General features: G+C 53.9%; 22 protein-coding genes and 1 riboswitch. Of the genes, 17 read left to right on the plus strand and 5 right to left on the minus strand.

Going from position 1 to position 23,262, the window contains the following annotated elements:
- Positions 1 to 12: 12 nt before the first annotated feature.
- Positions 13 to 567, minus strand: a complete 555-nt coding sequence (locus tag ACPV3A_RS00150; protein ID WP_426197830.1) for a DNA topology modulation protein FlaR — start codon at positions 565 to 567, stop codon at positions 13 to 15.
- Between the two features lie 18 nt (positions 568 to 585).
- A complete protein-coding gene (locus tag ACPV3A_RS00155; protein WP_426197831.1) occupies positions 586 to 846 on the minus strand; it encodes a hypothetical protein in 261 nt (86 codons plus the stop codon).
- A 168-nt stretch (positions 847 to 1,014) separates the two neighbouring features.
- Between ACPV3A_RS00155 and ACPV3A_RS00160 the strand changes: the two genes are divergently transcribed.
- From ACPV3A_RS00160 to ACPV3A_RS00175, 4 genes are all read left to right on the plus strand, one after another.
- Entirely contained in the window at positions 1,015 to 1,446 is a 432-nt protein-coding gene (locus ACPV3A_RS00160) for a YciI family protein (RefSeq protein ID WP_220687237.1), read from the plus strand.
- On the plus strand, positions 1,446 to 2,708 hold the full coding sequence (locus ACPV3A_RS00165; RefSeq protein ID WP_426197832.1) for an RNA polymerase sigma factor: 1,263 nt from the start codon (positions 1,446 to 1,448) through the stop codon (positions 2,706 to 2,708). Before ACPV3A_RS00160 ends, ACPV3A_RS00165 begins: the two co-directional genes overlap by 1 nt.
- 117 nt (positions 2,709 to 2,825) lie before the next feature.
- Positions 2,826 to 3,224: a VOC family protein gene (locus tag ACPV3A_RS00170; protein WP_194540025.1), complete on the plus strand. Its 399-nt coding sequence runs from the start codon at positions 2,826 to 2,828 to the stop codon at positions 3,222 to 3,224.
- Positions 3,225 to 3,266: 42 nt separating this feature from the next.
- Entirely contained in the window at positions 3,267 to 3,608 is a 342-nt protein-coding gene (locus tag ACPV3A_RS00175; protein ID WP_194540024.1) for a DUF1801 domain-containing protein, read from the plus strand.
- 88 nt (positions 3,609 to 3,696) lie between these two features.
- On the opposite strand, the gene ACPV3A_RS00180 is transcribed toward ACPV3A_RS00175, so the two are convergent.
- Complete coding sequence (locus tag ACPV3A_RS00180) at positions 3,697 to 3,828, minus strand: DUF4023 domain-containing protein (RefSeq protein WP_009590359.1); 132 nt, start codon at positions 3,826 to 3,828, stop codon at positions 3,697 to 3,699.
- Between the two features lie 134 nt (positions 3,829 to 3,962).
- Between ACPV3A_RS00180 and ACPV3A_RS00185 the strand changes: the two genes are divergently transcribed.
- On the plus strand, positions 3,963 to 4,433 hold the full coding sequence (locus ACPV3A_RS00185) for a hypothetical protein (protein ID WP_426197833.1): 471 nt from the start codon (positions 3,963 to 3,965) through the stop codon (positions 4,431 to 4,433).
- 132 nt (positions 4,434 to 4,565) lie between these two features.
- Here ACPV3A_RS00185 and ACPV3A_RS00190 read toward each other — a convergent pair whose 3' ends face one another.
- Entirely contained in the window at positions 4,566 to 4,871 is a 306-nt protein-coding gene (locus tag ACPV3A_RS00190; protein WP_009590367.1) for an antibiotic biosynthesis monooxygenase, read from the minus strand.
- Between the two features lie 189 nt (positions 4,872 to 5,060).
- On the minus strand, positions 5,061 to 6,290 hold the full coding sequence (locus tag ACPV3A_RS00195) for a DUF418 domain-containing protein (RefSeq protein WP_426197834.1): 1,230 nt from the start codon (positions 6,288 to 6,290) through the stop codon (positions 5,061 to 5,063).
- A 141-nt stretch (positions 6,291 to 6,431) separates the two neighbouring features.
- Here ACPV3A_RS00195 and ACPV3A_RS00200 point away from each other — a divergent pair, with 141 nt between their 5' ends.
- From ACPV3A_RS00200 to fumC, 12 genes are all read left to right on the plus strand, one after another.
- The gene (locus ACPV3A_RS00200) at positions 6,432 to 7,151 is read left to right on the plus strand and encodes a response regulator transcription factor (RefSeq protein WP_194540020.1); all 720 of its coding nucleotides are present in this window, start codon (positions 6,432 to 6,434) and stop codon (positions 7,149 to 7,151) included.
- A complete protein-coding gene (locus ACPV3A_RS00205; RefSeq protein ID WP_426197835.1) occupies positions 7,148 to 8,920 on the plus strand; it encodes a sensor histidine kinase in 1,773 nt (590 codons plus the stop codon). Before ACPV3A_RS00200 ends, ACPV3A_RS00205 begins: the two co-directional genes overlap by 4 nt.
- 124 nt (positions 8,921 to 9,044) lie before the next feature.
- Positions 9,045 to 10,289 (plus strand): MFS transporter, encoded by a 1,245-nt coding sequence (locus ACPV3A_RS00210; protein ID WP_426197836.1) that lies wholly within the window; start codon positions 9,045 to 9,047, stop codon positions 10,287 to 10,289.
- Between the two features lie 159 nt (positions 10,290 to 10,448).
- The gene (locus ACPV3A_RS00215; protein WP_426197966.1) at positions 10,449 to 11,039 is read left to right on the plus strand and encodes a TetR/AcrR family transcriptional regulator; all 591 of its coding nucleotides are present in this window, start codon (positions 10,449 to 10,451) and stop codon (positions 11,037 to 11,039) included.
- A gap of 59 nt (positions 11,040 to 11,098) precedes the next feature.
- Positions 11,099 to 11,677: an NAD(P)H-dependent oxidoreductase gene (locus tag ACPV3A_RS00220; protein ID WP_426197837.1), complete on the plus strand. Its 579-nt coding sequence runs from the start codon at positions 11,099 to 11,101 to the stop codon at positions 11,675 to 11,677.
- Between the two features lie 106 nt (positions 11,678 to 11,783).
- Positions 11,784 to 11,885: riboswitch (purine riboswitch) on the plus strand.
- Between the two features lie 259 nt (positions 11,886 to 12,144).
- On the plus strand, positions 12,145 to 13,947 hold the full coding sequence (gene ade / locus ACPV3A_RS00225; protein ID WP_426197838.1) for an adenine deaminase: 1,803 nt from the start codon (positions 12,145 to 12,147) through the stop codon (positions 13,945 to 13,947).
- A 287-nt stretch (positions 13,948 to 14,234) separates the two neighbouring features.
- Positions 14,235 to 15,638 carry a cytochrome ubiquinol oxidase subunit I gene (locus ACPV3A_RS00230; protein ID WP_071218780.1) on the plus strand — a complete coding sequence of 468 codons (1,404 nt, stop codon included), beginning with the start codon at positions 14,235 to 14,237 and terminating at the stop codon, positions 15,636 to 15,638.
- A complete protein-coding gene (gene cydB / locus ACPV3A_RS00235) occupies positions 15,625 to 16,641 on the plus strand; it encodes a cytochrome d ubiquinol oxidase subunit II (protein WP_426197839.1) in 1,017 nt (338 codons plus the stop codon). The genes ACPV3A_RS00230 and cydB overlap by 14 nt, the downstream gene beginning before the upstream one ends.
- Positions 16,641 to 18,521, plus strand: coding sequence for an ABC transporter ATP-binding protein/permease (locus tag ACPV3A_RS00240; RefSeq protein ID WP_426197840.1), 1,881 nt, complete (start codon positions 16,641 to 16,643; stop codon positions 18,519 to 18,521). Before cydB ends, ACPV3A_RS00240 begins: the two co-directional genes overlap by 1 nt.
- A complete protein-coding gene (gene cydC / locus ACPV3A_RS00245) occupies positions 18,518 to 20,314 on the plus strand; it encodes a thiol reductant ABC exporter subunit CydC (RefSeq protein WP_426197841.1) in 1,797 nt (598 codons plus the stop codon). The genes ACPV3A_RS00240 and cydC overlap by 4 nt, the downstream gene beginning before the upstream one ends.
- 184 nt (positions 20,315 to 20,498) lie before the next feature.
- A complete protein-coding gene (locus ACPV3A_RS00250; RefSeq protein ID WP_426197842.1) occupies positions 20,499 to 21,524 on the plus strand; it encodes a DUF2332 domain-containing protein in 1,026 nt (341 codons plus the stop codon).
- 239 nt (positions 21,525 to 21,763) lie between these two features.
- On the plus strand, positions 21,764 to 23,152 hold the full coding sequence (fumC, locus tag ACPV3A_RS00255; protein WP_194540010.1) for a class II fumarate hydratase: 1,389 nt from the start codon (positions 21,764 to 21,766) through the stop codon (positions 23,150 to 23,152).
- Positions 23,153 to 23,262 lie beyond the last annotated feature (110 nt).

A 23,262-nucleotide genomic window follows, 5' to 3' on the forward strand; every position in this document is an offset into this window, starting at 1 on the left:
AAGGACCTTTGGTTAACCAGAGGTCCTTTCTTGCTGTTCTATGGGCGACCTCCACTGTTCGAGCCGTTGTTCAAGCTGTTTGAGATCTTTTACGACGACGACATTGCCGGGATAATCTTCGAGCGTATCCTGAATCTGATATTTGCCTTCCCGCTGATAAGCTGCGCTCCATTCGAACATTTTTTTGAACATGTCCCAGGTGGGGGTGTAGTGGGCCTGTTCAAGTCGCAGTCGCTGCTTGATGAACCTTGTGATGATTCGGTAGGTTATTGTTGAGTAGGAGGGGTTCAGGAATACGATAAGCTCTGCACGGCAGAAGCTGGGGCTGACCCATTTGAGGTGAGCGCCTTCGATGATCCAGCATTTCTTGTTGACGATACTTAGTAACATCGCATCCCTGTCTGCTTCACTCCTCCGAATATCGTTCGGCTCGGCTCGCTCCCACACCACATTGTCGAGCTCGTAATAAGGAATGTGGAACAGGGTGGACAGGGTCCTGGCGAGTGTCGTTTTACCGCTTCCGACGGAGCCGATAATATGGATCCGGTTCGGAATGTTAGTATCCATAAAAGATCACCGCATTCCTTAAAAATGGTAGCTAATCAATTCGGTGCCGATGCGGCGATCTCCTGTCATAATATTCATAAAATTATACCGCTCGCGGCCGGGAACGGGAAAATGGTGCTCGATCGAAAGCCTGCGGCAATCGGGCGAAGAATAAAACATATCGAGAGCGAGCCAAGTCCATGGGATAAACAGTCTGCCATAGGAACTGGTTTGGATCAGGATCATCGCCTTCTCCATGGACCAATCAAGCGTTTTGCCTTGATTGGTCTTTTTTTTCATGGAGCCGAATTTTTTAACAGGAATACACGGCCCAGTAACGAAATGGGTTGTAACCTATTATTTTTTTAAAAATGTTGACGCCTTTGTCGATTAGGGGATTCTCTATTCGTTGGTTTAGCATAGAACGAAAATTTTAAGTTTAATCTTGATAACCAGGAGGGAATAAGAATGAGATTTATGATGATTGTTAAGGCAACCGAGGATTCCGAGGCAGGCGTGCTGCCAAGCGCAGAGCAATTGGATGCCATGATGAGGTACAACATGGAGCTGGCCAGAGCGGGCGTGCTCCTTGCTGCCGACGGGCTCCATCCAAGCTCGGGCGCCATTCGGATATCTTATCCAGAGCCGGGGGGGAAGCCGAAAATTACCGATGGTCCCTTTACGGAAGCGAAGGAACTGATCGCGGGGTATACCTTGATCGAAGTAAAGACGAGGGAAGAGGCGATCGAATGGGCTAAACGCATGCCGGATCCGCACGGCTTCGGTGGGGGCCAGATCGAGCTCCGCCAGGTCTTTGAACCGACAGAGCTGACGCAGGATCCGGAGGCGCAGGCTAAACAATACGAAATGCGTGAACACATTCAAAGGCAGAATCCATAATGTCAGCTGCAGATACCCATCGTACGATCGATGCCATCTGGAGAATCGAATCCTCCAAAATCATTGCCTACCTGACTCGAATGGTTCGTGACGTCGGGATCGCCGAGGATCTTGCTCAGGATGCGCTAATCGCTGCGCTGGAACACTGGCCGATAAACGGAATACCGGATAATCCCGGTGGATGGCTCATGACCGCTGCGAAGCGCAAAGCGCTGGATCTGCTGCGCCGGAATAAGGTGCGCGATCAGAAGTATGAGCTGCTCGGACGCGAAATAGATTCCCGGATGGATTCGGATATGGAGGTACCGGAGGCGGGGGAAGTGAACGATGATCTTCTGCGGCTGATCTTCATGACCTGCCATCCGGTTCTTTCCCCTGAGGCGCGCGTAGCTCTGACGCTGCGTTTGCTCGGCGGATTAACGACAGCGGAGATTGCTCACGCCTATCTTGTGCCTGAACCAACGATCGCGCAGCGAATCGTTCGTGCCAAACGGACGCTGTCGGCGACCCGGGTGGCATTCGAGATTCCTCAAGGAGCAGAGCTTAAACCGCGGTTGTCATCGGTTCTTGAGGTCATCTACCTCATGTTTAACGAGGGGTACGCAGCGTCCTCGGGCAGCCAGTGGATTCGTCCGCTGCTGTGCCAGGAAGCGCTTCGGATCGGGCGGGTGCTGGCAGAGATCGCGCCGACGGAGGCCGAGGTGCATGGGTTGGTTGCGTTAATGGAATTTCAATCCTCTAGGTTCAAGTCCCGGGTCAATGCGGAGGGGGAGCCTGTCCTTCTCATGGATCAGAATCGGGCGTTGTGGGATTATTTATTGATTCGGCGCGGTTTTGCCGCTCTGGAACGGATCGAGCGGTTGGGCGGAATGACGGGACCTTACGCCATACAAGCTGCCATCTCCGCTTGTCATGCCGGAGCGCCCACTGCAGCAGAGACCGATTGGATTCGCATCTCCGCGTTATATGAGGCCTTGGCCCAGGTTTCTCCTTCGCCCATCGTGGAATTGAACCGGGCCGTGGCCCTCTCCATGGCTTTCGGTCCGGAGATCGGGCTTGAGATCGTGGATGTTTTACGTGGCGAGCCGGCCTTGAAGGGATACCATCTCCTCCCGAGCGTAAGGGGAGACCTGCTCTTCAAGCTGGGACGCCTGGACGAAGCCTGCGCGGAGTTCAAGCTGGCCGCATCGCTAACGGATAACCTGAGGGAACGTGCTTTGCTGCTTGACCGTGCGGCAGAATGCCTGTCAGCGGAGTCCTAAGACAAACTAAAGAAACTTTTTAAAAAAACTTTTTAAAAAAATATGAAGATGTGTCGATTACATAAAACCTCGTTCGTCATTTAGATATAAAACAAAAAAACCGAGAGGAAGATGAACATGCAAGCACAAATGGTACCTTTTATTATTTCGGAGGATGCAAGAGGTCAGGCGAATTTTTACATGCAAGCGCTGGGTGGAGAGATCGATTTGCTGACTACCTTCAAGGACATGCCGGGCATACCGGAAGTCCATCAGGATAAGGTGATGCACATGTCGTTAACGCTGGCCTGCGGCAACAAGCTGATCCTCACCGATGCGTTTCAGGAAACTGGCAAGAGCACGAGCATGGGTCTGGCCATCACGTTCGATAACGAGGAAGACGCCCGGGCTGCCTATCGCCATCTCAGCGATGGGGGTACTGAGAAGTATCCTTTTGCTCTGCAGCCTTGGGGAGCCTACTACGGTGAAGTGGTGGACCGGTTCGGCATGACTTGGCAGATGGTTCATCAGGGCTGAGTTGAAAAAATACCATACTACGATACAGAGGGAGCCAATAATATGAATCAAGAAGTTACTGATTACATTGCAGCCATTAGTGATACCTGGAAGGTGGAGGTCAGCGAGCGGCTTCGGGAGCTTGTGCACGGCACGATCCCGGACGTTTCGGAACGGCTTCAATACAAAAAGCCCCATTTTCTGAAAAACGGAAAATATGCAGCCGTGATCAGCGTCGCGAAGAGCGCCGTAAGCTTTACGATTTTCAATGCGGATGGCCTGGATTGGCCTGAAGCGTCGTTTGAAGGACCGCCTGAGCGAAAGACCATCAAAATTTCGTCCGGGCAGCATGTCGATTATGATGCGCTCGGATCCTTGTTGAAGCAGGCATCCGACGGACTGTAAATCATATGTAATAGGAAGCACGGATAACCGGTGTTCGAACCGTTGCTGATATCATACCGCGATCCTGTGAGGATCGCGGTATGCGTCATTACTTCTTGGTGCCGTGCTGCTTGGTCGGCAGCTTATCGCTTGGCGTTCCTTTGCCGTGATTTTCCTTGTTGCGACGGGCCTTCTCCGCATTCTCGTTCATTTTTTCCACAAAATCGTGCGTGCTTTCCATATGACGTAAGCTCCTTTTGCTCAGAATGTATGGCTTTGCCTGATCGTGCTTAATATAACCATTTCGCCCTGATCATATTTGGTCACTTTGGAATGGATACAGATGGTGAGATTTTCGTTTGGGGGGATGAAGGGTTGTCCAGTAAGCTCGCGTTCATCATGATGGTTGGAATTATCGTTGTTCTGGGCATGGTCGGCTGCAGCGGATTTGACGAGGATGCGGGGTCTGCAGACATGAGCTTGTACTCCGTCAAGAAACTGATGAAGCTGGATGCAGCGAAGGTGAAGGCCATTCATGTGGTTTATGGGGATGGCACACGGATGGTGCTGGATCAGAAGCAGGACATAGAACCGGTTATGGAGCGAGTGGACAATCTTCAAGCCAAGCGGATCACGGATAACGAGAAACCGGGATTTCTGTTCTTTATGGACGTTGTGCAGGGCGAGCAGGAGGTCCGCGTGGCGAACGAGTTCGAGGTGGATGGACAATCGTATGTGCTGGCGGGTCCCGAGTTGAACGATCTGAACAAGTACATGGTCGAGCTGGGTCGATCCCACAACCCTGAATTGCTGCCGGGATACACGATAAACGATCAGGGGCCTTGAGGCATGTCCTATTGGTTTCACAGGGATCGTGAACGGAATGAAGGGAGAAGGCATTATCATACCACGGCAAAAAAATACCCTGCCACAGGCAAACGCCCGGGCGGGGTATTTAGGGTGAAAACCCGTTCCATATTACTTCTTATGACTGATCAACAGCTCATATTTGTTTAAGGAAGCGCCCAAAATATTCTCGTTGCGGCCCTGACCGTGGGATTGCCTGAACGATTCACTGGAAGTCCAGCGTTTGAACGCTTCCTCGTCTTCCCATACCGTAGAGACCTTCAGTTCCTCTGCCTCTGCGCCTTCTTTGGCTTCGTGCCATACTTCCATCCGCACGAATCCCTCAATCTCCTGGACACCCTTCGCTTCAGCGAATCGCTGCGCAATTTCTTGTCCGAAGCCCGGTTTAACCTTAATCGAGTTTGTAACAACCAGCATGCAAGATTCCTCCTTCGATGATGACCGGATAAATTCCAAAAATGTCTAGCCCTTGCCTGTATGTCCATTATACCTGAACGGAAGGGCCGATTTCATCTTGGGAGCTAGGGAGCCACAAGAGCCACAAGAGCCACAAGAGCCTCGTAGCTGGGGCTCCCCGGCTTTAAGCCAAAGCTGCGGCTTAATTAATTAAGTCACCGGAGGACCTTCTGCCGGAAACTCTGCCGCAGGTACGGCTGCAGCCGGCGTCATGACTTTGGGTTTCGCCCTGCCGCTCCATGACCAATAGGTGCCGATGCGCAGCAGCCGTTCAACGGGTCCGCTGCGGAACCGCTTCAACCAGAGCAGGCTGGCCGTTGCTAGTACGGCATAGACGAGGATCGCTAGCAGCGCTCCTTGCAGAACGCCGAGCTTGCCGAACAGGCCCAATCCGAATCCGTAGAATATCAGTACGCACACAACGCTTTGCGTTAGATAGTTGGTTAGCGACATCCGTCCAACCGCTTCAAACGCCCGGATGATGACCGATTGTTTAGAAGAGAAGGCATATAGGGAAGCGAACAGATGTATATAACCCAGCGCGAGCAGAGGTCCGCCAAGCATCGTAAGTACGCCGCTCCAGCCGTGGGTGGATCCGAGCATAACCCCTGCTGTCTTTAGTCCAAGCCCGACCGGTATGAGCAGAGACCATCTTAGATACAGCTTGATCTCCATGGAGGGATGAAGGAAGCGCCCGCGTTTGGCGGCGACCATACCAAACAGGAACATTGGCGCGCTCATCAGCGGAGCAATCAGAATGACCAGCAGCATCAACCAATCCGGAAGGTCGATGGGCATTTCCTCAGTTGAACGAAAGTTCAGAATCTCTCGGTACGTGCCATTGCCGTACACCTCAATAGACTGCTTCACATAATTCTCCATACGCTCGGCTTCACCTGCCGTAGGCTCCATGGAGCCATATCCGAGGAGGGACATCAGCGCCAGTAAGAGGATCCCCCAGATCAGGATTGTTTTGGCCTTCCGTTTCACAAACAGCACCAGGAAGAGTCCGATCGCTCCGTAAAACAGCAGAATATCGCCTTCCCAGATGAAGGTCGAATGGAGCAAACCGAGAACGATCAGCAGCACGGACCTGCGGAAAAAGCTGCGTCCGTATTTGAGCCCTTTGCCGATCAGGCTTTCCCGCATCTTGATCATGCTGTAACCGAACAGGAACGTGAAGATCGGCATGAAGCTGCCCTCTACGAATACTTTCAGCATGTCATGGCTGATCAGATCCAGCGTGGATGGCTGGAAGAAATGCAGCTCGTCTTTGCCGAACATGCCGTATTGAAAAATAAGCATATTGGCCATCAGGATGCCGAGCAAGCTCAAGCCGCGAATCGCATCCACGGCCGTGGAACGTTTATTTGAATTCATGTCAATCACCTCTGACACCAAGTATAAAGCTCGAAATGAAATAACTCGGAAACGGCAACCTAACTTTTTCTTAACTCTTCCCGCATTTGTTTAACTCCTGTTAAGGTTGTTGTGCTAGCATAAATGTCGGGTGAGGATAAAATGGATCAAACACGAATTTTAATTGTAGATGACGAACCTTCCATTGTGAAAATGCTGCAGATGGTGCTGCGCAAGGAAGGCTTTAACCGCATATATACGGCTTCCAGCTGTAAGGAAGCGCTTAGCGAAATCGCTGCACATGGAGCGGATATCGTGCTGCTCGATGTCATGCTGCCGGACGGCACGGGATTTGATCTCTGTCCGCAGATCCGCTCCTATGGCAGTCCGCACATTCTGTTTCTGACGGCCAAAGCGTCGGATCTGGATGTGCTGACCGGTTTTGCGATGGGCGGGGACGATTATGTCACCAAGCCCTTTAATCCGCTGGAGATTGCCGCAAGGATCAAGGCGCGTCTGCGCCGTGGCGGCATCGGGGCCACCGTGTCGGCCGAGCAGCCGGTGATCCAGCGTGCATGGGATTTCGGCCGGTTTAAGGTCGATGAATCCGCCGGGGAGCTTACGGTGCTGGGAGAGCCTGTGCCTTGTCCGGCGCAGGTCTTTCAGCTGCTGCTTTATTTTTGCAAGCATCCGGGGGTCGTATTCTCCAAGTCTCAGCTGTACGAAGCCGTGTGGGGCATCGACGGCATGGGCGAGGACAACACCGTCATGGTACATATCCGCCGCATCCGTGAACGCATCGAGGAGGATCCGAGCAACCCGCAATATTTGTTGACGGTCCGGGGGCTCGGCTACAAGCTGGTTAAGGAGAAAGCCCGATGAGACTGCGCAGAAGGCTGGCCTTTCATTTTACGTACCAATTGATTGCGTTCTCGGCGTTTATGTTTTGCTTCCTGATCGTGCTCTTATTCTTCCTGATCAAACATATCAGCGAGGATGAGATCAAACGGAACTTTCCGACAGGTGTCCTGAACAGCATCGTGACCGAGACGGTGACGGAGAATGGGGAGGTCCTGCTGCAGGAACAGTGGAAGCTCCTGCTTCAAGAGAAGGATATGTGGCTGCAAGTGGTGGATATGGACGGAAACGTGATTCTTTCCACCAATACGGCTCCGGATGTTCCGTCGGAGTACTCGGTAAGCACCTTGCTCGAGATCAAGGAGGAGCGCCGTCTCGGCGAGTACACGATGGATTGGCAGATGGATCTGACCTATGAAGAACCGCTGCTGTATCTGATCGGACGTATCGATGAGGGTTCGGACCGTCTTCGGGAATGGTATGCCCAATATCAGAACGGCGGCAAGGTGAGGCCGGAGGATGAAGCGAAGCTCGAACGCGAATTAGCCGGTCTAGGCGGTTATTTGCATGTCATTGACCGGGAGGGCCGCGTTGTCCAAGCGATTGGAACAGATTCAGACAATAAGGTAAGCTACCACCCGCTGGAGATCATTACGATGCAGGAGCAGCCGGGCACGTATTCCACGCATATCGCGGTTTATCGCGATACGGACAGCGGCAACACCTGGGTATATCATACGCCGCAGGATGGGGCGCTGGAAAAAAGACCGATGATGAACGAGCTGATCCGCGTGGCGTTATGGACGATGGTCTGCGTGCTTGTGCTGTCGCTAGGGGTCGCCATATGGCATGGATATCGGTACAGCCGGCCGCTGCTGCTGTTTACCGGGTGGTTTGAGCGGATGGGGAGCGGAGCTTACGAGGAAGTGCTGACGCCGAAGGACCGGAAGCGGGTATTCCGTAAGAACGGAAAGCTGCGCACGCGCTTCAAGCTGTACAAGGAAGTGATTCATTCGTTTTACAAGATGGCGGAGCAGCTTGCCGAGACCGAGAGGGAACGGGAGCGGCTCGATCGTAACCGGGAAGAATGGATGTCCGGGATATCGCATGATTTGCGTACTCCGTTGTCCTCCATCCAGGGTTACGGCTATATGCTTGAGAATGCACCGCAGGATTGGAGTCAGGAGGAACTGCGGGAGATGGGAACGGTGATTCGGGAAAAAGGGGACTACATGCTGGAGCTGATCAATGATTTCTCGCTCGTCTTCCGTCTGAGAAGCGAGATCCGCCCGCAGGAGCTGACCCGGCTTGACCTGAATGAGCTGGTGCGCCGCTGCGTGCTGAAATACGTCAATGATGCTACGCTGGATGCGAATTTCAACTATATCGGCGGCGAAGAGGCGCTGCTCGTCGACGGCAATGCCAAGTGGCTGCAGCGGTTGATGGATAACCTGATCACGAATGCCGTGAAGCATAATCCGGATGGGGTAAACGTTGAGGTCCGGGTGGAGAGACGTCCGGGCGGTGCGGCGATCGTGGTTGCGGATCAAGGCGTGGGGATGGACGAAGAGACCCGCTGCAATCTGTTCGAGCGTTACTACAGGGGAACGAATACCGAAGAGAGCATGGACGGCTCGGGACTCGGGATGAGCATCGCCAAGGCGATTGTCGAAGCACATCGGGGCCGGGTAAATGTGTGGTCTGAAGTAGGTCGAGGAACCACCATCACCGTGCTATTGCCTGAGGCTGCCTTACAAGAAGGTGAGGGGGCTGCTGAGCGCGGCAAGGAGTAACCTTGCTGATTGGATCGGCATTTCCCGAATCGCCTCAAAAATCCTTCAACATTCCTATCCTGCTGCAGGCCCGGTTGCGCTATAATGGCTAAGCAACGACTACATTTCAGGTCCGGAGGATATTATGGGTTCTACTTCGTTTCGGCAATTGACTGGCAATGCGCGGGGCTGTCTCGTCTACGAGCCGCTGTTTCTTATTCCTTACAGCATGTTCACGACGTACACCTCGATCTACATGTACCAACTTGGGGTAACCGAGACGGGAATCGGCTGGATTACCTCCATCGGTTTGCTTGTGCAGGTGCTTTCTTCGTTTCTCAGCGGGTATTTAACGGACCGTTTAGGCAGAAAAAAGGCTTTGCTGTACTTCGACGTACTAAGCTGGACCGTGGCTACACTGCTCTGGGCGGTCTCGCAGAACTTCTGGTTTTTTGTGATCGCGGCGGTCATCAACGGCTTTCAGAAGGTGCCGCATACCGCCTTTTACTGTCTGCTGGTGGAGGACACCGCGCCGAAGGAGCGGACCTATGTCTTTACGCTGCTGCAGCTGATTAGCGTCGTCGGCGGCTTGTTTGCACCGATCGGCGGGCTGCTGGTGTATCATTTTACGCTTGTGCCCGGGGTGCGCATCATGTTCGTGCTGGCTTGTATCCTGATGACGATCCAGTTCATCGGGCGCCACTATGCGACAAGGGAGACGGATATCGGTTACCGCAAGATGAAAGAAACGAAGGCAATGAGCCTGCGGGAAGGGATGTCCGACTATGCTTCAGTGATGAAGAGCATGCTCGGAAATCCGCTGCTGCTGATGATCTTCGGCGTGTATATATTATTTAATTTTCAGATGACGGTGAAGACGACCTATGTCTCCATTTTCATGGTGGAATATTTGCATTTGGGCAGCGGCCTGATCTCGGTCTTTCCGGCATTCTCCTCCGTTATTATGCTGATATTCATGCGGTGGATCATGCCCCGGATCGGGGAGCAGCATGTGCACCGGACGATGGTATGGGGGTTTGTTATATCGGTATTGTCCAATGTCATACTGGTGTTTGCGCCGCAAGGGGATCTTCTGGTGCTGAGCTTGAGCACCGTCATTGCCGCAATCGGCACCATGATGACGTACCCATACTTGGAGACTGCGGTGGCCAACGCCATAGACGATGAGAACCGCGCCAAAATATTTGCGCTGCTCCAGGTGCTCATCCTTATTGTCATTTCGCCATCCGGCATCATTGGCGGCTGGGCGTATGGCATTGATCCGAGAATTCCCTTCCTGCTAGTTGCCGGGGCATTTGTGATCAGCATCCCGCTTATGCTGCTGTACGGCAAAAAGGTAAAGGCGGCGCCTGTCGAAGCCGGAGTTTAGCATAGGCATGAGATTGAGCTCATGGTTAAAAAAGGTTGAGCGTGCGTTTTAAGCGGCGGGAAGCGAAGAAATATGAATGGAGAGGCACTCCGGGCAAGGAGGAGCCTCTTTTTTGTGTTGATTATTGCAATTTGGTTAGTGTTCACTTATGATATGAGCATGAAAAAGAAACCACATTTCGATAGCAAGAAGAAGGATATTTTGCAGGCTGCCATGAAGCTCTTCGCCGAGAAGGGCGTGGACGGCGTATCGGTGAAGGAGATCGGCGCGGCGGCGGGTGTAACGGATGCGGCGATCTATAAGCATTTTACGAATAAGGATGCCGTGGCTGCGGAAGCGTTCGAGGAATACTGCAGCAGCTATACGCATCTGGTGGATGATTATGCGTCCCGCCCCGGCTTGTTTACAGAGCGGCTGTCGGCGCTCGTCACCCGGGTGCTGGCTTCGTATGACGAGGATAAATACGGCTTGCTGCTCTTGTCCCAGCATCACGAGCTGTTTACGGAGGTGCTCAAGAGCAGAGGACGCCAGCCGCTGGACGCCTTGCATGATCTGCTTGAGCAAGCGGTCTTGCAGCGGGATATTCCGCCGCAGAATACGCGGTTAACCGCCGTGTTGATCATCGGTGCATTCAACCAGCTGGCGATCGCAACGATGCAAGGGGAGCTGGAGGAACCTTTGTCGCCGCTGGCATCTGAAGTGACGGCGCATTTATTGGCATTAACAGGTTTGGGGAAAGGTCCGGCGTGACCTTTTCTTTTACCATTAGGTTAGTGTTTGTTAACCAAATAATGAGGGGGAAGAAACATATGAAAAAGGTTTTAATTATTCAAGGCAATCCCATTGCGAACTGCTATGGCAGCCAGCTGGCCGAGGTCTATGCGAGGGGGGCGGCCGAATCCGGGGCGGAGGTGCGGGAGCTGGTGCTTGCGGAGCTGGAGTTTGACCTGAATCTCTCCGGCGGCTATAAGGGTAAACAACCGCTGGAGCCGGATCTGCAAAAAGCGCAGGAACTGATCTCTTGGGCGGATCACCTGGTATTTGTGTACCCGAATTGGTGGGGAGGCATGCCGGCGCTGCTCAAAGGGTTCATCGACCGGGTGTTTCTGCCGGGCTTTGCCTTTAAATACCGCAAGAACTCGCCCTTGCCGGAGCAGCTGCTCAAAGGGAAAACGGCCCGTCTGATCGTCACGATGGATTCGCCGTACGTCTACTACCGTTTCTATCTCGGCCAGCCGGGGCATCAAATGATGAAACATTCCATTCTGAAGTTTTGCGGCGTAGGCAGTGTGCGTGCCACGAACATTACGCAGCTTCGCAAAATGCCTGAAGTGGCAAGAAAGCAATGGCTTGAGCGTGTACACAGAATGGGACGGAAATTGGCCTAAAGCTGGCAGATTGTGTGATGTACAGTTCCTTCCAATGGCTTGACTTCTCGGGCAGGAGGATTATAATTCATACAACAAATGAAACGAAAAGAATGGAAAGGTACGTTTTTTCAAAATCAAATCTTGATGTATATGCCGGGGAATAGGGCCCAGGCGTTTCTACCAGGTTACCGTAAATGACTTGACTACATGAAGGTTGAGAATCCCACCACCCCAGCTAAAGCTCCGCAATTATGGAAGCCGGGCTGGAAAATCATCTGGATTGGAATCCGGCAGGTTTTAACGGATGAGGTGATGTGCAGACTAGATAGCATACCAATTGCTGATGCACGGGACTTCTCTTCCTCTATGGATATAAGTACAGGCACCCCGGGCAGATACGCTGCCCGGGGTGTTTGGCGTGTTATACAGCGGATCGATTTTGTATTCTTACCGTTCATTTTAAAAAAGGGGAGCGTGCAATCATCATGAGTTCAATCCAGAGACAGAAACGATACGAGGTCAGCCGGCAGCTGGGGAAGGTTGCCTTAGGACAGGAGCCAGCCGATCTGGTCATCAAGAGCGGTACGCTGGTAAATGTGTTTACAGGCGAGCTTCAGGAGCGAGTGGACGTGGCCATGGCCTCCGGGCGCATTGCTTATATCGGCAACGCGGATCACACGATCGGGGAGGGGACTCGGGTCATCGAAGCGAATGGCCGATATATCTCGCCGGGCCTGCTCGACGGCCATATGCATGTGGAGAGCACGATGCTCACCGTGACCGAGTTTGCCAAGGCGGCTATCGTTAGCGGAACGACAGGGGTATATATGGATCCCCATGAGATTGCCAACGTATTCGGCATGGAGGGCGTGCGCTGGATGCACGAAGAAGGGCAGCAGCTGCCGATGAAGGTGTTCACCACCATACCTTCGTGTGTGCCGTCAACCTTCGATCTGGAGGATGCCGGGGCGCAGCTGGGCGTAGCCGACATTGAGGAAGGGCTGACATGGCCCGGTGTTGCCGGGCTTGGCGAAGTGATGAATTTCCCGGGCGTCGTGTATGGCGATCCGACCATGAGCGGGGAGATCGAAGCCACGCTGCGTGCAGGCAAGACGGTGACCGGGCATTTTCCGGCAGAGGACGACCGGATGCTGCAGGCATATATGGCAACCGGCGTAAGCTCCGACCATGAGACGGTAACCCGGGAGCAGGCTTTGGAGAAGGTTCGCCTCGGCATGCACCTGATGATCCGCGAGGGTTCGGCTTGGCAGGATGTGAAGGAAGTTGTTAAGGTCATAACGGAAGATAAGGTGCGCACAGACAATATTTCTCTGGTTACGGATGATGTGTATCCGCAGACGCTGTTGAGACTCGGACATATGAACCATGTGGTCCGCCGCGCTATGGAAGAGGGCGTGGACCCGGTTACGGCGATCCAGCTGGGAACGATCAACGTGGCTCGTTATTTCGGGATGGACATGGAGCTTGGCAGCATTTCACCTGGCAAAACGGCGGATATATTGCTGATTGATGATCTGTTGAGCATGGTCCCTTCCGTTGTGATCACGGATGGCGAAGTGGTTGCAGAGAACGGCCGACTCGTGAAGGCGTTCCCTGTATATCAATACCCGGAAAAAGCCTTTAACTCGGTCAAACTGCAGCGTTCGCTTACTGCGGATGACTTTCTGCTGCGCAACAAATTCGATGCAACTCGCACGGAAGTGAACGTGGTGCGCGTCATCGAGAACAGCGCCCGTACCGCTAAAATGACAGCGGTGCTCTCCGTGGAGCAGGGCGTCATCCAGCCAGACCTGGATCAGGACGTGGTTCAGCTGGCATGCATTGAGCGCCACGGCACGACGGGGCAAATCTCACTCGGTTTTGCGAGCGGCTTCGGACTGAAGTCCGGCGCAGTTGCATCCACGGTAGCGCATGACAGCCACAATCTGCTGGTGATGGGCACGAATGCCGAAGATATGGCACTCGCGGCGAATGAGCTGGCGGCGTGCGGTGGCGGCATGATCGTAGTACGGGACGGCAAGGTGCTGGCGAAGGTGGCGATGCCGATTGCCGGTTTGCTGGCGGACCGTCCGGTTGAGATCGTAGCGGAGGAGGTCGCTGCCTTGGAGGAAGCTTGGAAGGAGCTCGGATGCTACATTCATGCCCCGTTCATGACCTTCTCGCTCATTGCGCTGCCGGTGATTCCGGAAATCCGCATAACCAACCGCGGGATCGCGGACGTAACGGAATTCAAGCTCATCGAGACCGAGATTGGCGCGGTTCAATAAGGGCGCAGATACACCGAAGCAGGCTGGCCTTCATGTCAGCTTGCTTTTTATATTGTAAATACAGGCTTTTAAATCGCGAGCAGAGGCAGCGAGTCCTTTCCATTTTCCTCGATGTGCACAAAATCGCAATTCACTTAGTGATTTTCGTCACAAATTTATAACTTTTTGCTCCAGTTTCAGTCCTGATATTGTGATGTTTATCACAATCCTTTAGGGCGTGGTCTGCGACAATACAAAAAGAATCAAATTTGAAGTGATCACGTGAGCTAAAGGAAGGGGTATCTGATATGGATCCGGTTATGCTGGCGCGAATTCAATTCGCATCGACAACCATTTTTCACTTTATTTTCGTACCGTTGTCCATCGGGTTGGCGTTTCTGATTGCCATCATGGAGACGATGTATGTTGTTAAAGGCCAGGAAGTCTACAAGAAAATGGCGAAGTTCTGGGGAAAGCTGTTCCTGATTAACTTTGCGGTCGGGGTTGTGACAGGGATTCTGCAGGAATTCCAGTTCGGCATGAACTGGTCGGATTACTCAAGGTTTGTCGGGGACGTATTTGGCGCACCGCTTGCCATTGAAGCATTGCTGGCGTTTTTCCTAGAGTCGACGTTTATCGGACTGTGGATATTCGGTTGGGACCGTTTATCAAAGAAGGTCCATCTGCTCAGTATCTGGCTGGTATCGTTTGGGACCCTGATGTCCGCATTCTGGATTCTGGCAGCGAATTCGTTCATGCAGCGTCCCGTCGGATTCGAGATGAATAATGGGCGGGCGGAGATGAATGATTTCTTTGCACTGATTACGAACGGTCAGCTGTTGGTGGAGTTCCCGCACACGATCTTCGGGGCACTGGCAACCGGGGCGTTCCTCGTTGCAGGTGTGAGTGCCTACAAGCTGATGAAGAAGCAGGATTTGGATTTCTTTAAGAAATCATTTCACATCGCCATCGTGATTGGCCTCATCACCTCCATTCTGGTTGCGGTATTCGGTCACCAGCAGGCGCAGTATCTGGTGGATACGCAGCCGATGAAGATGGCCGCTGCGGAGAGCCTGTGGGAAACGAGCGATGATCCTGCGCCTTGGACGGTCATTGCGGCCATCGATCCGGATAAGCAGGAGAACACGATGGAGTTTAAAATCCCGTATTTGCTCAGCTTTTTGTCCTACAGCAAGTTTTCCGGTGAAGTCATCGGGATGAAGGAGCTGCAGGCGCAGTACGAACAGCAATATGGTCCCGGAGATTATATCCCTCCCGTGCGCACAACATTCTGGAGCTTCCGGATTATGGTGGCCGCTGGCAGCGTCATGATTCTGCTGGGATTGTACGGAGCGTGGCTGATGCTGCGCAAAAAGGTCGAGAAGGCCGGCAAATGGTTCCTCAGATTGATGCTGCTGGGCATTTCGCTGCCGTTCATCGCCAATACGTCGGGATGGATCATGACGGAGATCGGACGCCAGCCTTGGACGGTATTCGGACTGATCACCACGGAGAACAGTGTTTCACCGAACGTCAGCGCAGGCTCGATCCTGTTCTCGCTGATCATGTTTACTGCCATTTATGCGGTGCTGGCAGCCGTTATGGCGTATCTATTTATCAAAGTCATTAAGAAAGGACCGTATGCGGCGGAGGAAGAGGACCACCACGCAAGCGATCCGTTTAATAAGGAGGGCTACAATGCTGTCTCTTAACGAACTGTGGTTTGTGCTCGTTGCCGTCTTGTTTATAGGGTTCTTCTTCTTGGAGGGCTTCGACTTCGGGGTCGGGATGTCCACGCAGCTGCTGGCCAAAAATGATACCCAGCGCCGGGTGCTGATCAACTCGATCGGCCCGTTCTGGGACGCCAACGAGGTCTGGCTGCTGACGGCGGGCGGCGCCATGTTCGCCGCCTTCCCGAACTGGTATGCGACGCTGTTCAGCGGCTTCTACATTCCACTTGTCTTTCTTCTGCTGGCCTTGATCGGACGCGGGGTGGCCTTTGAATTCCGCGGCAAGGTGGGTGATGTTCGCTGGAAACGGGTGTGGGACGGTGCGATCTTCACCGGCAGCGTGCTTCCGCCATTCCTGTTCGGCGTTGTTTTTGCCTGCCTGATTCAGGGGCTCCCCATTAACGAGGAGATGCAGCTGCATGCCGGATTGTTTGATGTTGTGAATGGCTATACTGTGGTTGGCGGACTGACGATGGTGATGCTCTGCCTGCTGCATGGCTTGATGTTCACAACACTGCGCACGATGGGGGATCTTCAGGAACGGGCGCGCCGTATGGCCCGGAGACTCCTGCTTCCCGTAGCGGCCCTGTTCGTTGCATTCGGGGTAATGACATATTTCATGACCGATATCTTCGAGAAGCGTGGAGTGGCGTTAACCGTGCTGCTGGTGCTGGCTTTGCTCGCATTCCTGCTGGGCGGATATTTCATGAACATCAAACGGGACGGCTGGGCTTTCGGGATGACCGGGGCGGTTATCGCCCTGCTGGTAACGTCCGTGTTCGTGGGCTTGTTCCCGCGCGTGATGGTCAGCTCCATCAATTCCGCATTTGACCTGACTATTTATAATGCGGCCTCCGGACCGTATTCTCTCAAGGTTATGACGATTGTGGCGGTCACGCTGCTGCCTTTCGTATTGGGCTATCAAATTTGGAGTTACTTCGTTTTCCACAAACGGGTACATGAGAAGGAGCATTTGGAGTACTGATGGGAAAAGATCTGCTGGGATACAAAGGCGCCAAGACGGTATTCTTCCTTGTCGCCGTATGTACCCTGGCACAGAGCATGGCCATCCTCCTGCAAGCCAAGTGGCTGGCGGAAGCCGTATCCGCCCTGTTTGCGGGATCAACGCTGCAGGAGCAGGGGGAGACCATTGCCTTGTTCCTCCTTGCCTTTCTGGCACGCCACGGCATCTCGGCCGTGCAGCAAGGAATCGCGCAGCGCTTTGCCGAGGAGACGGGCACGAGCCTGAGGAAGCAGCTGCTGGATGAGCTGTTTCGGAATGGGCCGTCCTTTGTCCGGTCGGAAGGAACGGGCAATGTGGTTACGCTTGTGCTGGAGGGCATCGGCAAGTTCCGCAAATATGCGGAGCTGACCATACCGCGCATGATGGGGGCGGGCATTACCCCGGCGCTGGTATGGCTGTACGTGTTCATGACGGACCGGATATCGGGCATTATTCTGCTGGTGACCATGCCGATCCTGATCGTATTTCTCATCCTCGTGGGGCTTGCCGCGAGAAAGCAGACCGAGCGGCAGCTGGATTCCTACCGAATGCTGTCCAATCATTTTGTAGATTCACTTAGAGGGCTCACTACCCTGAAGTTTCTGGGACAGAGCCGTAAGCACAGCGAGAGCATACAGCAGGTCAGCGAGGGATATCGTGCAGCTACCATGCGGACGCTGCGCGTGGCGTTTCTGTCGTCCTTCGCACTGGATTTCTTTACGATGCTGTCCGTGGCATCTGTTGCGGTAAACCTGGGCTTGCGCCTCATTAATGGCAGCCTGGAGCTGCTGCCCGCGCTGCTCATCCTGATCCTGGCACCGGAGTATTTCCTGCCGGTGCGCATGGTCGGGGCGGACTTTCATGCCACGCTGGACGGCAAGCAGGCTGGAGAAGCGATGCAATCCATGATTCGAGAGGCCCGGAAAGGGCATTTGGGTGGAATCTCGGGTTCTGTTGCTGCGGGGGGTTCGGTCAATGGAGCAGGTCCATTCGAGCCAACTGGAGCGCTTGAAACCCCGGCGGTAGGAACGATGGAACGGACCTCAACGGGCTTAACATTTAAAATTCAAAATAATTTCTCTAATTCCAGCCTCAGACCGCAGCCGCCATTCCAATGGGATCACCACAGCGTGCTGGAGCTGTCCGGAATCGGCCTCAGGCACGAGGAGTTGGGGCCGGCTTCCTTGGAGGATGTCAGCTTCCAGATACCGGGTCAATGCAAAATCGGCATCGTCGGGGAGAGTGGGGCCGGCAAATCCACGCTCATCGAGCTATTGGGTGGATTCATGGCGCCTACTTCCGGCGTGATGGAGCTAAATGGCATGAAGCTGGAGGACAGAAACCGGCAGGCATGGCGGACTGAGGTCACCTATATGCCACAGCAGCCGTACTTATTCGGTGCTACCTTGGCGGATAATGTGCGCTTCTATGCACCGAAGGCATCAACAGCGCAAGTCGAAGCAGCGGTAGAAGCGGCGGGTCTGTCGGATCTGGTGAAGAGCTTGCCTGGCGGACTCGCAGAGATGATCGGCGGCGGCGGACGCACTTTAAGCGGCGGTCAGGCACAGCGCGTGGCCTTGGCCAGAGCGCTGCTCGGCGACCGGCGGGTTCTGCTGCTGGATGAGCCGACGGCCCATTTGGATATCGAGACGGAATACGAGCTGAAGGAGACGATGCTTTCCCTTTTTCAGGATAAGTGGGTATTCCTCGCGACGCACAGACTGCACTGGATGCAGGATATGGATTACATCATCGTTCTGCATCAGGGTCGGGTGGCGGAAACGGGAACCCATGAGGAGCTTATTGCTCGGCAAGGCGTCTATTATGGGTTGATTACATCGCAGATGGAGGGAGTACAATGAAGCAGGAATCGTGGTTTCGGCCTTACGTAACGGCAAACTTCTGGCGCTTTCTGCTGATTGTGATGCTTGGCGTGCTCACGATCCTGTTCGCCGGGATGCTGATGTTCACATCCGGGTATTTGATCTCCAAGTCTGCCCTAAGGCCGGAAAATATCCTGATGGTATACGTGCCGACCGTAGCGGTTCGGACCTTCGGCATCGGACGCGCGGTCATCCATTACGTGGAGCGCCTGGTGGGGCATGACACGATTCTCCGCATCCTGTCCCAGATGCGCCTGCGGCTGTACCGCATTCTGGAACCGCAAGCCCTCCGTTTATCCTCCCGGTACCGCACCGGGGATCTGCTGGGCGTGCTCTCCGATGATATCGAGTATTTGCAGGACGTCTATATTCGTACGGTCTTTCCATCGATTGTTGCGCTTGTGTTATACGCCGGGGTCATTCTGGCCGTCGGCCTGTTTGATCCGGCATTTGCTCTTCTACTCGCGCTGTATGTAGCCGTGCTGATTCTGGTACTGCCGCTCGTTTCCCTGCTGCTCACCAAGCGGAAGAACCGGGAAATGAAGCAGGCACGAAGCAACCTCTACCAGAAGCTGACCGACGCGGTACTGGGCATTCATGAATGGTATGTCAGCGGCCGGCAGACGGAATTCCTGACCGGATATGAGGCGGATGAAGCGGAGGTCGACCGGACCGATCGCTCTCTCAAGCGCTGGTCGCGTCTTCGGGCTTTTATCGGCCAATGCGTGGTTGCCGTGACGGTGGTATCGATGGTGTATTGGTCAGGAAGGCAGTATGCGGACGGCTCGATCGATGTTACGCTGATCGCGGCTTGCGTTCTGGTTGTGTTCCCGTTAATGGACGCATTCCTGCCGGTATCCGAAGCCGTGGAGCGGATTCCGCAGTACGGCCAATCGGTCGCAAGGCTTCAGGCGATAGAAAGCGCCGAAACATCTGAAGGGAAACGGAATCGGGGTCAACAGCTCAATAAGGGAGAGATCGAATCTGTCATAAGCAGCGGTGTCCATGTGAAGGCGGATGGCGTCAGCTTCCGTTATGATCAGGCGGCAGGCGGCAAATCCGGGCTGGAACGATCCGGTATGAATGGGGAAGGGGCTACGTTAACGGATGTATCCCTGGATATTCCTCCTGGGGCCAAGGTAGCCATTATAGGGCGTTCAGGTGCTGGCAAATCCACCCTGCTGCAGCTGATTCAGGGTGTGCTGGCACCCTCAGGGGGCAGCCTGACTTTAGGCGGAGTGGATTCCGTGCGGTTTGGCGATGAGATATCTTCCGTTATTTCGGTGTTGAACCAGAGTCCGCATTTGTTCGATACGACGCTAGCAAACAACATCCGGCTTGGACAGCCGGATGCCACGGAAGCGGAAATACGGGACGCGGTTGCTTTGGCACGGCTAGAACCGTTGGTGGCTTCCCTTCCGGAAGGTCTTCGCACCCGAATGCAGGAAGCCGGACAGCGTTTCTCCGGAGGAGAGCGCCAGCGCGTGGCTTTGGCCCGAATCCTGCTGCAGAAAACACCCGTTGTCATTCTGGATGAGCCTACGGTCGGGCTGGATCCCAAAACCGAGCGGGAACTGCTGTCCACCATATTCGCCAGCCTGCAGGACCGGACCTTGATCTGGGTGACGCATCATCTGGTCGGCGTGGAGCGCATGGATGAGATCCTCTTCATGGAAGACGGTCAAATCGTCATGCGGGGTACCCATGATGAGCTGATGCAGCGATATCCGCGGTATCGGAACCTGTACCGTTTGGATCGTCCGGCGATATAGACAGCGATAGCGATTTGCCAGCAGAAGAACCGGCCTTTTCAGGAGGGCGGTTCTTCTTTTTGTTGCCTTCTTTTTTTCTTATAAGCCCGATAAAAGATCAGAATCCACGCGCCTTCTGGAAAGATGTAACATTAGTCTTAAGCAGGATAAAGGGTTAATTACAACGTTAGGGGTGTGGTGTAGGGTGGATTCGAAACAGTTGGTGAACGTGTTTCGTCATTTTGCTGAACGGGAATGTCCGGGATCCAGTGTGTTCTATGAGTACTTGGCTGGCCATATAGCCGATGATGAAGAGCTGCTGCAAGTCGCTGCGTATGTTCCTGCAGGCCAGCCTGTCCCCAATATGCTGTTTGGCGCCGTCCAATATTTGCTGCTGCAGGGTGAGGGGCCGGATCTGAGGGCTTATTACCCGGGTCTAGTAGAGCATCCGAAGGAAATGAGCTCCTGTTTTCCCTATTTTCGTTCATTTGTGCTGAAGCATCAGGCAGCCATTATCAGGATCCTGGAGAGTAAATGGGTACAGACGAACGAAGTCCGCCGCTGTGCGTATTTGTACCCGGTGTTCTGCTCGATCTATGATAAGGTCCGTAAGCCGCTTGCCTTGGTGGAGCTTGGAACCAGTGCCGGATTGCAGCTGCTGTGGGATCAGTACAGCTACTCCTATGGAGACGCGATTCGTTACGGCCTAGCGGGGTCGAAGGTTCATATTACATCGGAGATCAGGGGAGGTCGGATGCCGTTCCTGCCAGCTTCCATTCCCCCGGTGGTCTATCGGATGGGGATCGATCTGCATGTGAATGACGTGCGGAACCCGGAGCACTTTTTGTGGCTGCGGTCTTTAATCTGGCCGGGTAATCACGACAGGGTATCCATGCTGGAGCATGCGGCGGAGGTATTGAAGCAGCAGTCCGGGATACAGTTCCGGGAAGGGGACGGCACCGAACTGCTTCCCGATATCGTGAAGGGCATCCCTGAGGAGGCCGTCATTTGCGTATTTCATACGCATGTGGCTAATCAGATCCCGGAGGCATCCAAGCAAAAGCTGCTGCATCACTTAAATGAAATCGGAAGGGTTCGCGATATCGTGCATGTCTACAACAATATGCAGGATGGCGATCTTCATGCGGACTATATCCTTGGGGGCGTGCGAAGCGAGTTTACGGTCGCGCGAACGGATGGGCATGCTCGCTGGTTCCAGTGGCTGTTGTGAATTGGGAATAGTGCCGTTAGCTTGATTGAAGAAGCACAGCGAATCGTGTGGTACCTGCCATTGTTCCGTGTGAGGTGACGGCGAGCAAGCGAGCCTGGAAATCAGCCGAATCAAGGCTGTACGTATGGAAGTCGCTGCTGTTCATCCGGTCTGTTTTTTTCTTGGGCAAGTCTATGTCATAATAGGGGAGATGGAATAATAAGCGCTTAAATTCAAGGAAGCCAAAGGAGGAAGTTGGGATGGATTATCGTATTGAGAAGGATACCCTGGGTGAGGTTAAAGTGCCTGCGGATAAGCTATGGGCAGCGCAGACACAGCGCAGTTCCGAGAATTTCCGGATTGGAACCGAAACGATGCCGAAGGAAATCATTCGGGCGTTTGCGATATTGAAGAAAAGCGCGGCTATCGTGAATGGCAAGCTCGGCAAGCTGGAAGCAGACAAGGTCGATGCCATTACGACCGCCGCCGATGAGATTGTGGCCGGCAAGTGGGATGAGCACTTTCCGCTGGTGGTTTGGCAGACCGGCAGCGGCACGCAGTCCAATATGAACGTAAACGAAGTCATTGCGAATCGGGCCAATCAGCTGCTTGAGCAAAAAGACAGCGCCCTGCGCGTTCATCCCAACGACGACGTCAACAAATCCCAAAGCTCTAACGATACGTTTCCGACAGCGATGCACATGGCCGCGGTCGTGGCCGTGGAAGATCATGTGCTGCCCGCGCTGCGCCGCTTGAAGAAAACGCTCGAGAAGAAAAGCGATGAATATAAGGACCTGATCAAAATCGGCCGCACGCATCTTCAAGATGCCACACCGCTGACCCTCGGACAGGAAATCAGCGGCTGGCACCGGATGCTCGAGAAGTGTGAATTGATGCTGGCTTCCGCCGTAGAACCGCTGCGTGAGCTGGCTATCGGCGGCACTGCCGTCGGCACCGGCATTAACGCACATCCGAAATTCGGAGAAATGACGGCAGCTGAAATCAGCATGCAGATCGGAAAAAGCTACACGTCGGCCAGCAACAAGTTCCATTCGCTGACCAGTCATGACGAGATAGTATTTGCCCATGGGGCGCTGAAGGCGCTGGCTGCCGATCTGATGAAGATCGCCAACGACGTTCGCTGGCTGGCAAGCGGTCCCCGTTCCGGGATTGGGGAAATCTCGATCCCTGCCAACGAACCGGGCAGCTCGATCATGCCGGGGAAAGTGAACCCAACCCAGAGCGAGGCACTGACGATGGTGGTCTGCCAAGTGATGGGCAACGATGCCACGATCGGTTTTGCAGCAAGCCAGGGTAATTTTGAGTTAAACGTCTTTAAACCGGTCATCATCTATAACTTCTTGCAGTCCGTACGCCTGCTGTCGGATGCGATGGATTCATTCGACCAGAATTGCGCGGTCGGCATCGAAGCCAACCTTGACGTTCTCCGTACGAACATGGAGCGGTCGCTGATGCTGGTGACAGCGCTGAATCCGCATATCGGATATGAGAATGCAGCGGCCATCGCAAAAAAAGCGCATAAAGAAGGGACAACGCTTCGCGAGGCGGCTCTGGCAAGCGGGCTGTTAAGCGGAGAGGATTTTGACCGGATCGTTCGTCCGGAAGAAATGATCCATCCGAAGGAGTAAGGGCGTATGTTTGGAGCTTGATCGGAAAACATGCCTCGGTTGACCCAAAACCCATTTCACCACGGTGAAATGGGTTTTGGTTTTTAGATTTTTTCTTTTCCCAAGCTCCG

This window comes from Paenibacillus sp. Dod16, assembly GCF_049893405.1.
Taxonomy (GTDB): Bacteria; Bacillota; Bacilli; order Paenibacillales; family Paenibacillaceae; genus Paenibacillus_AQ.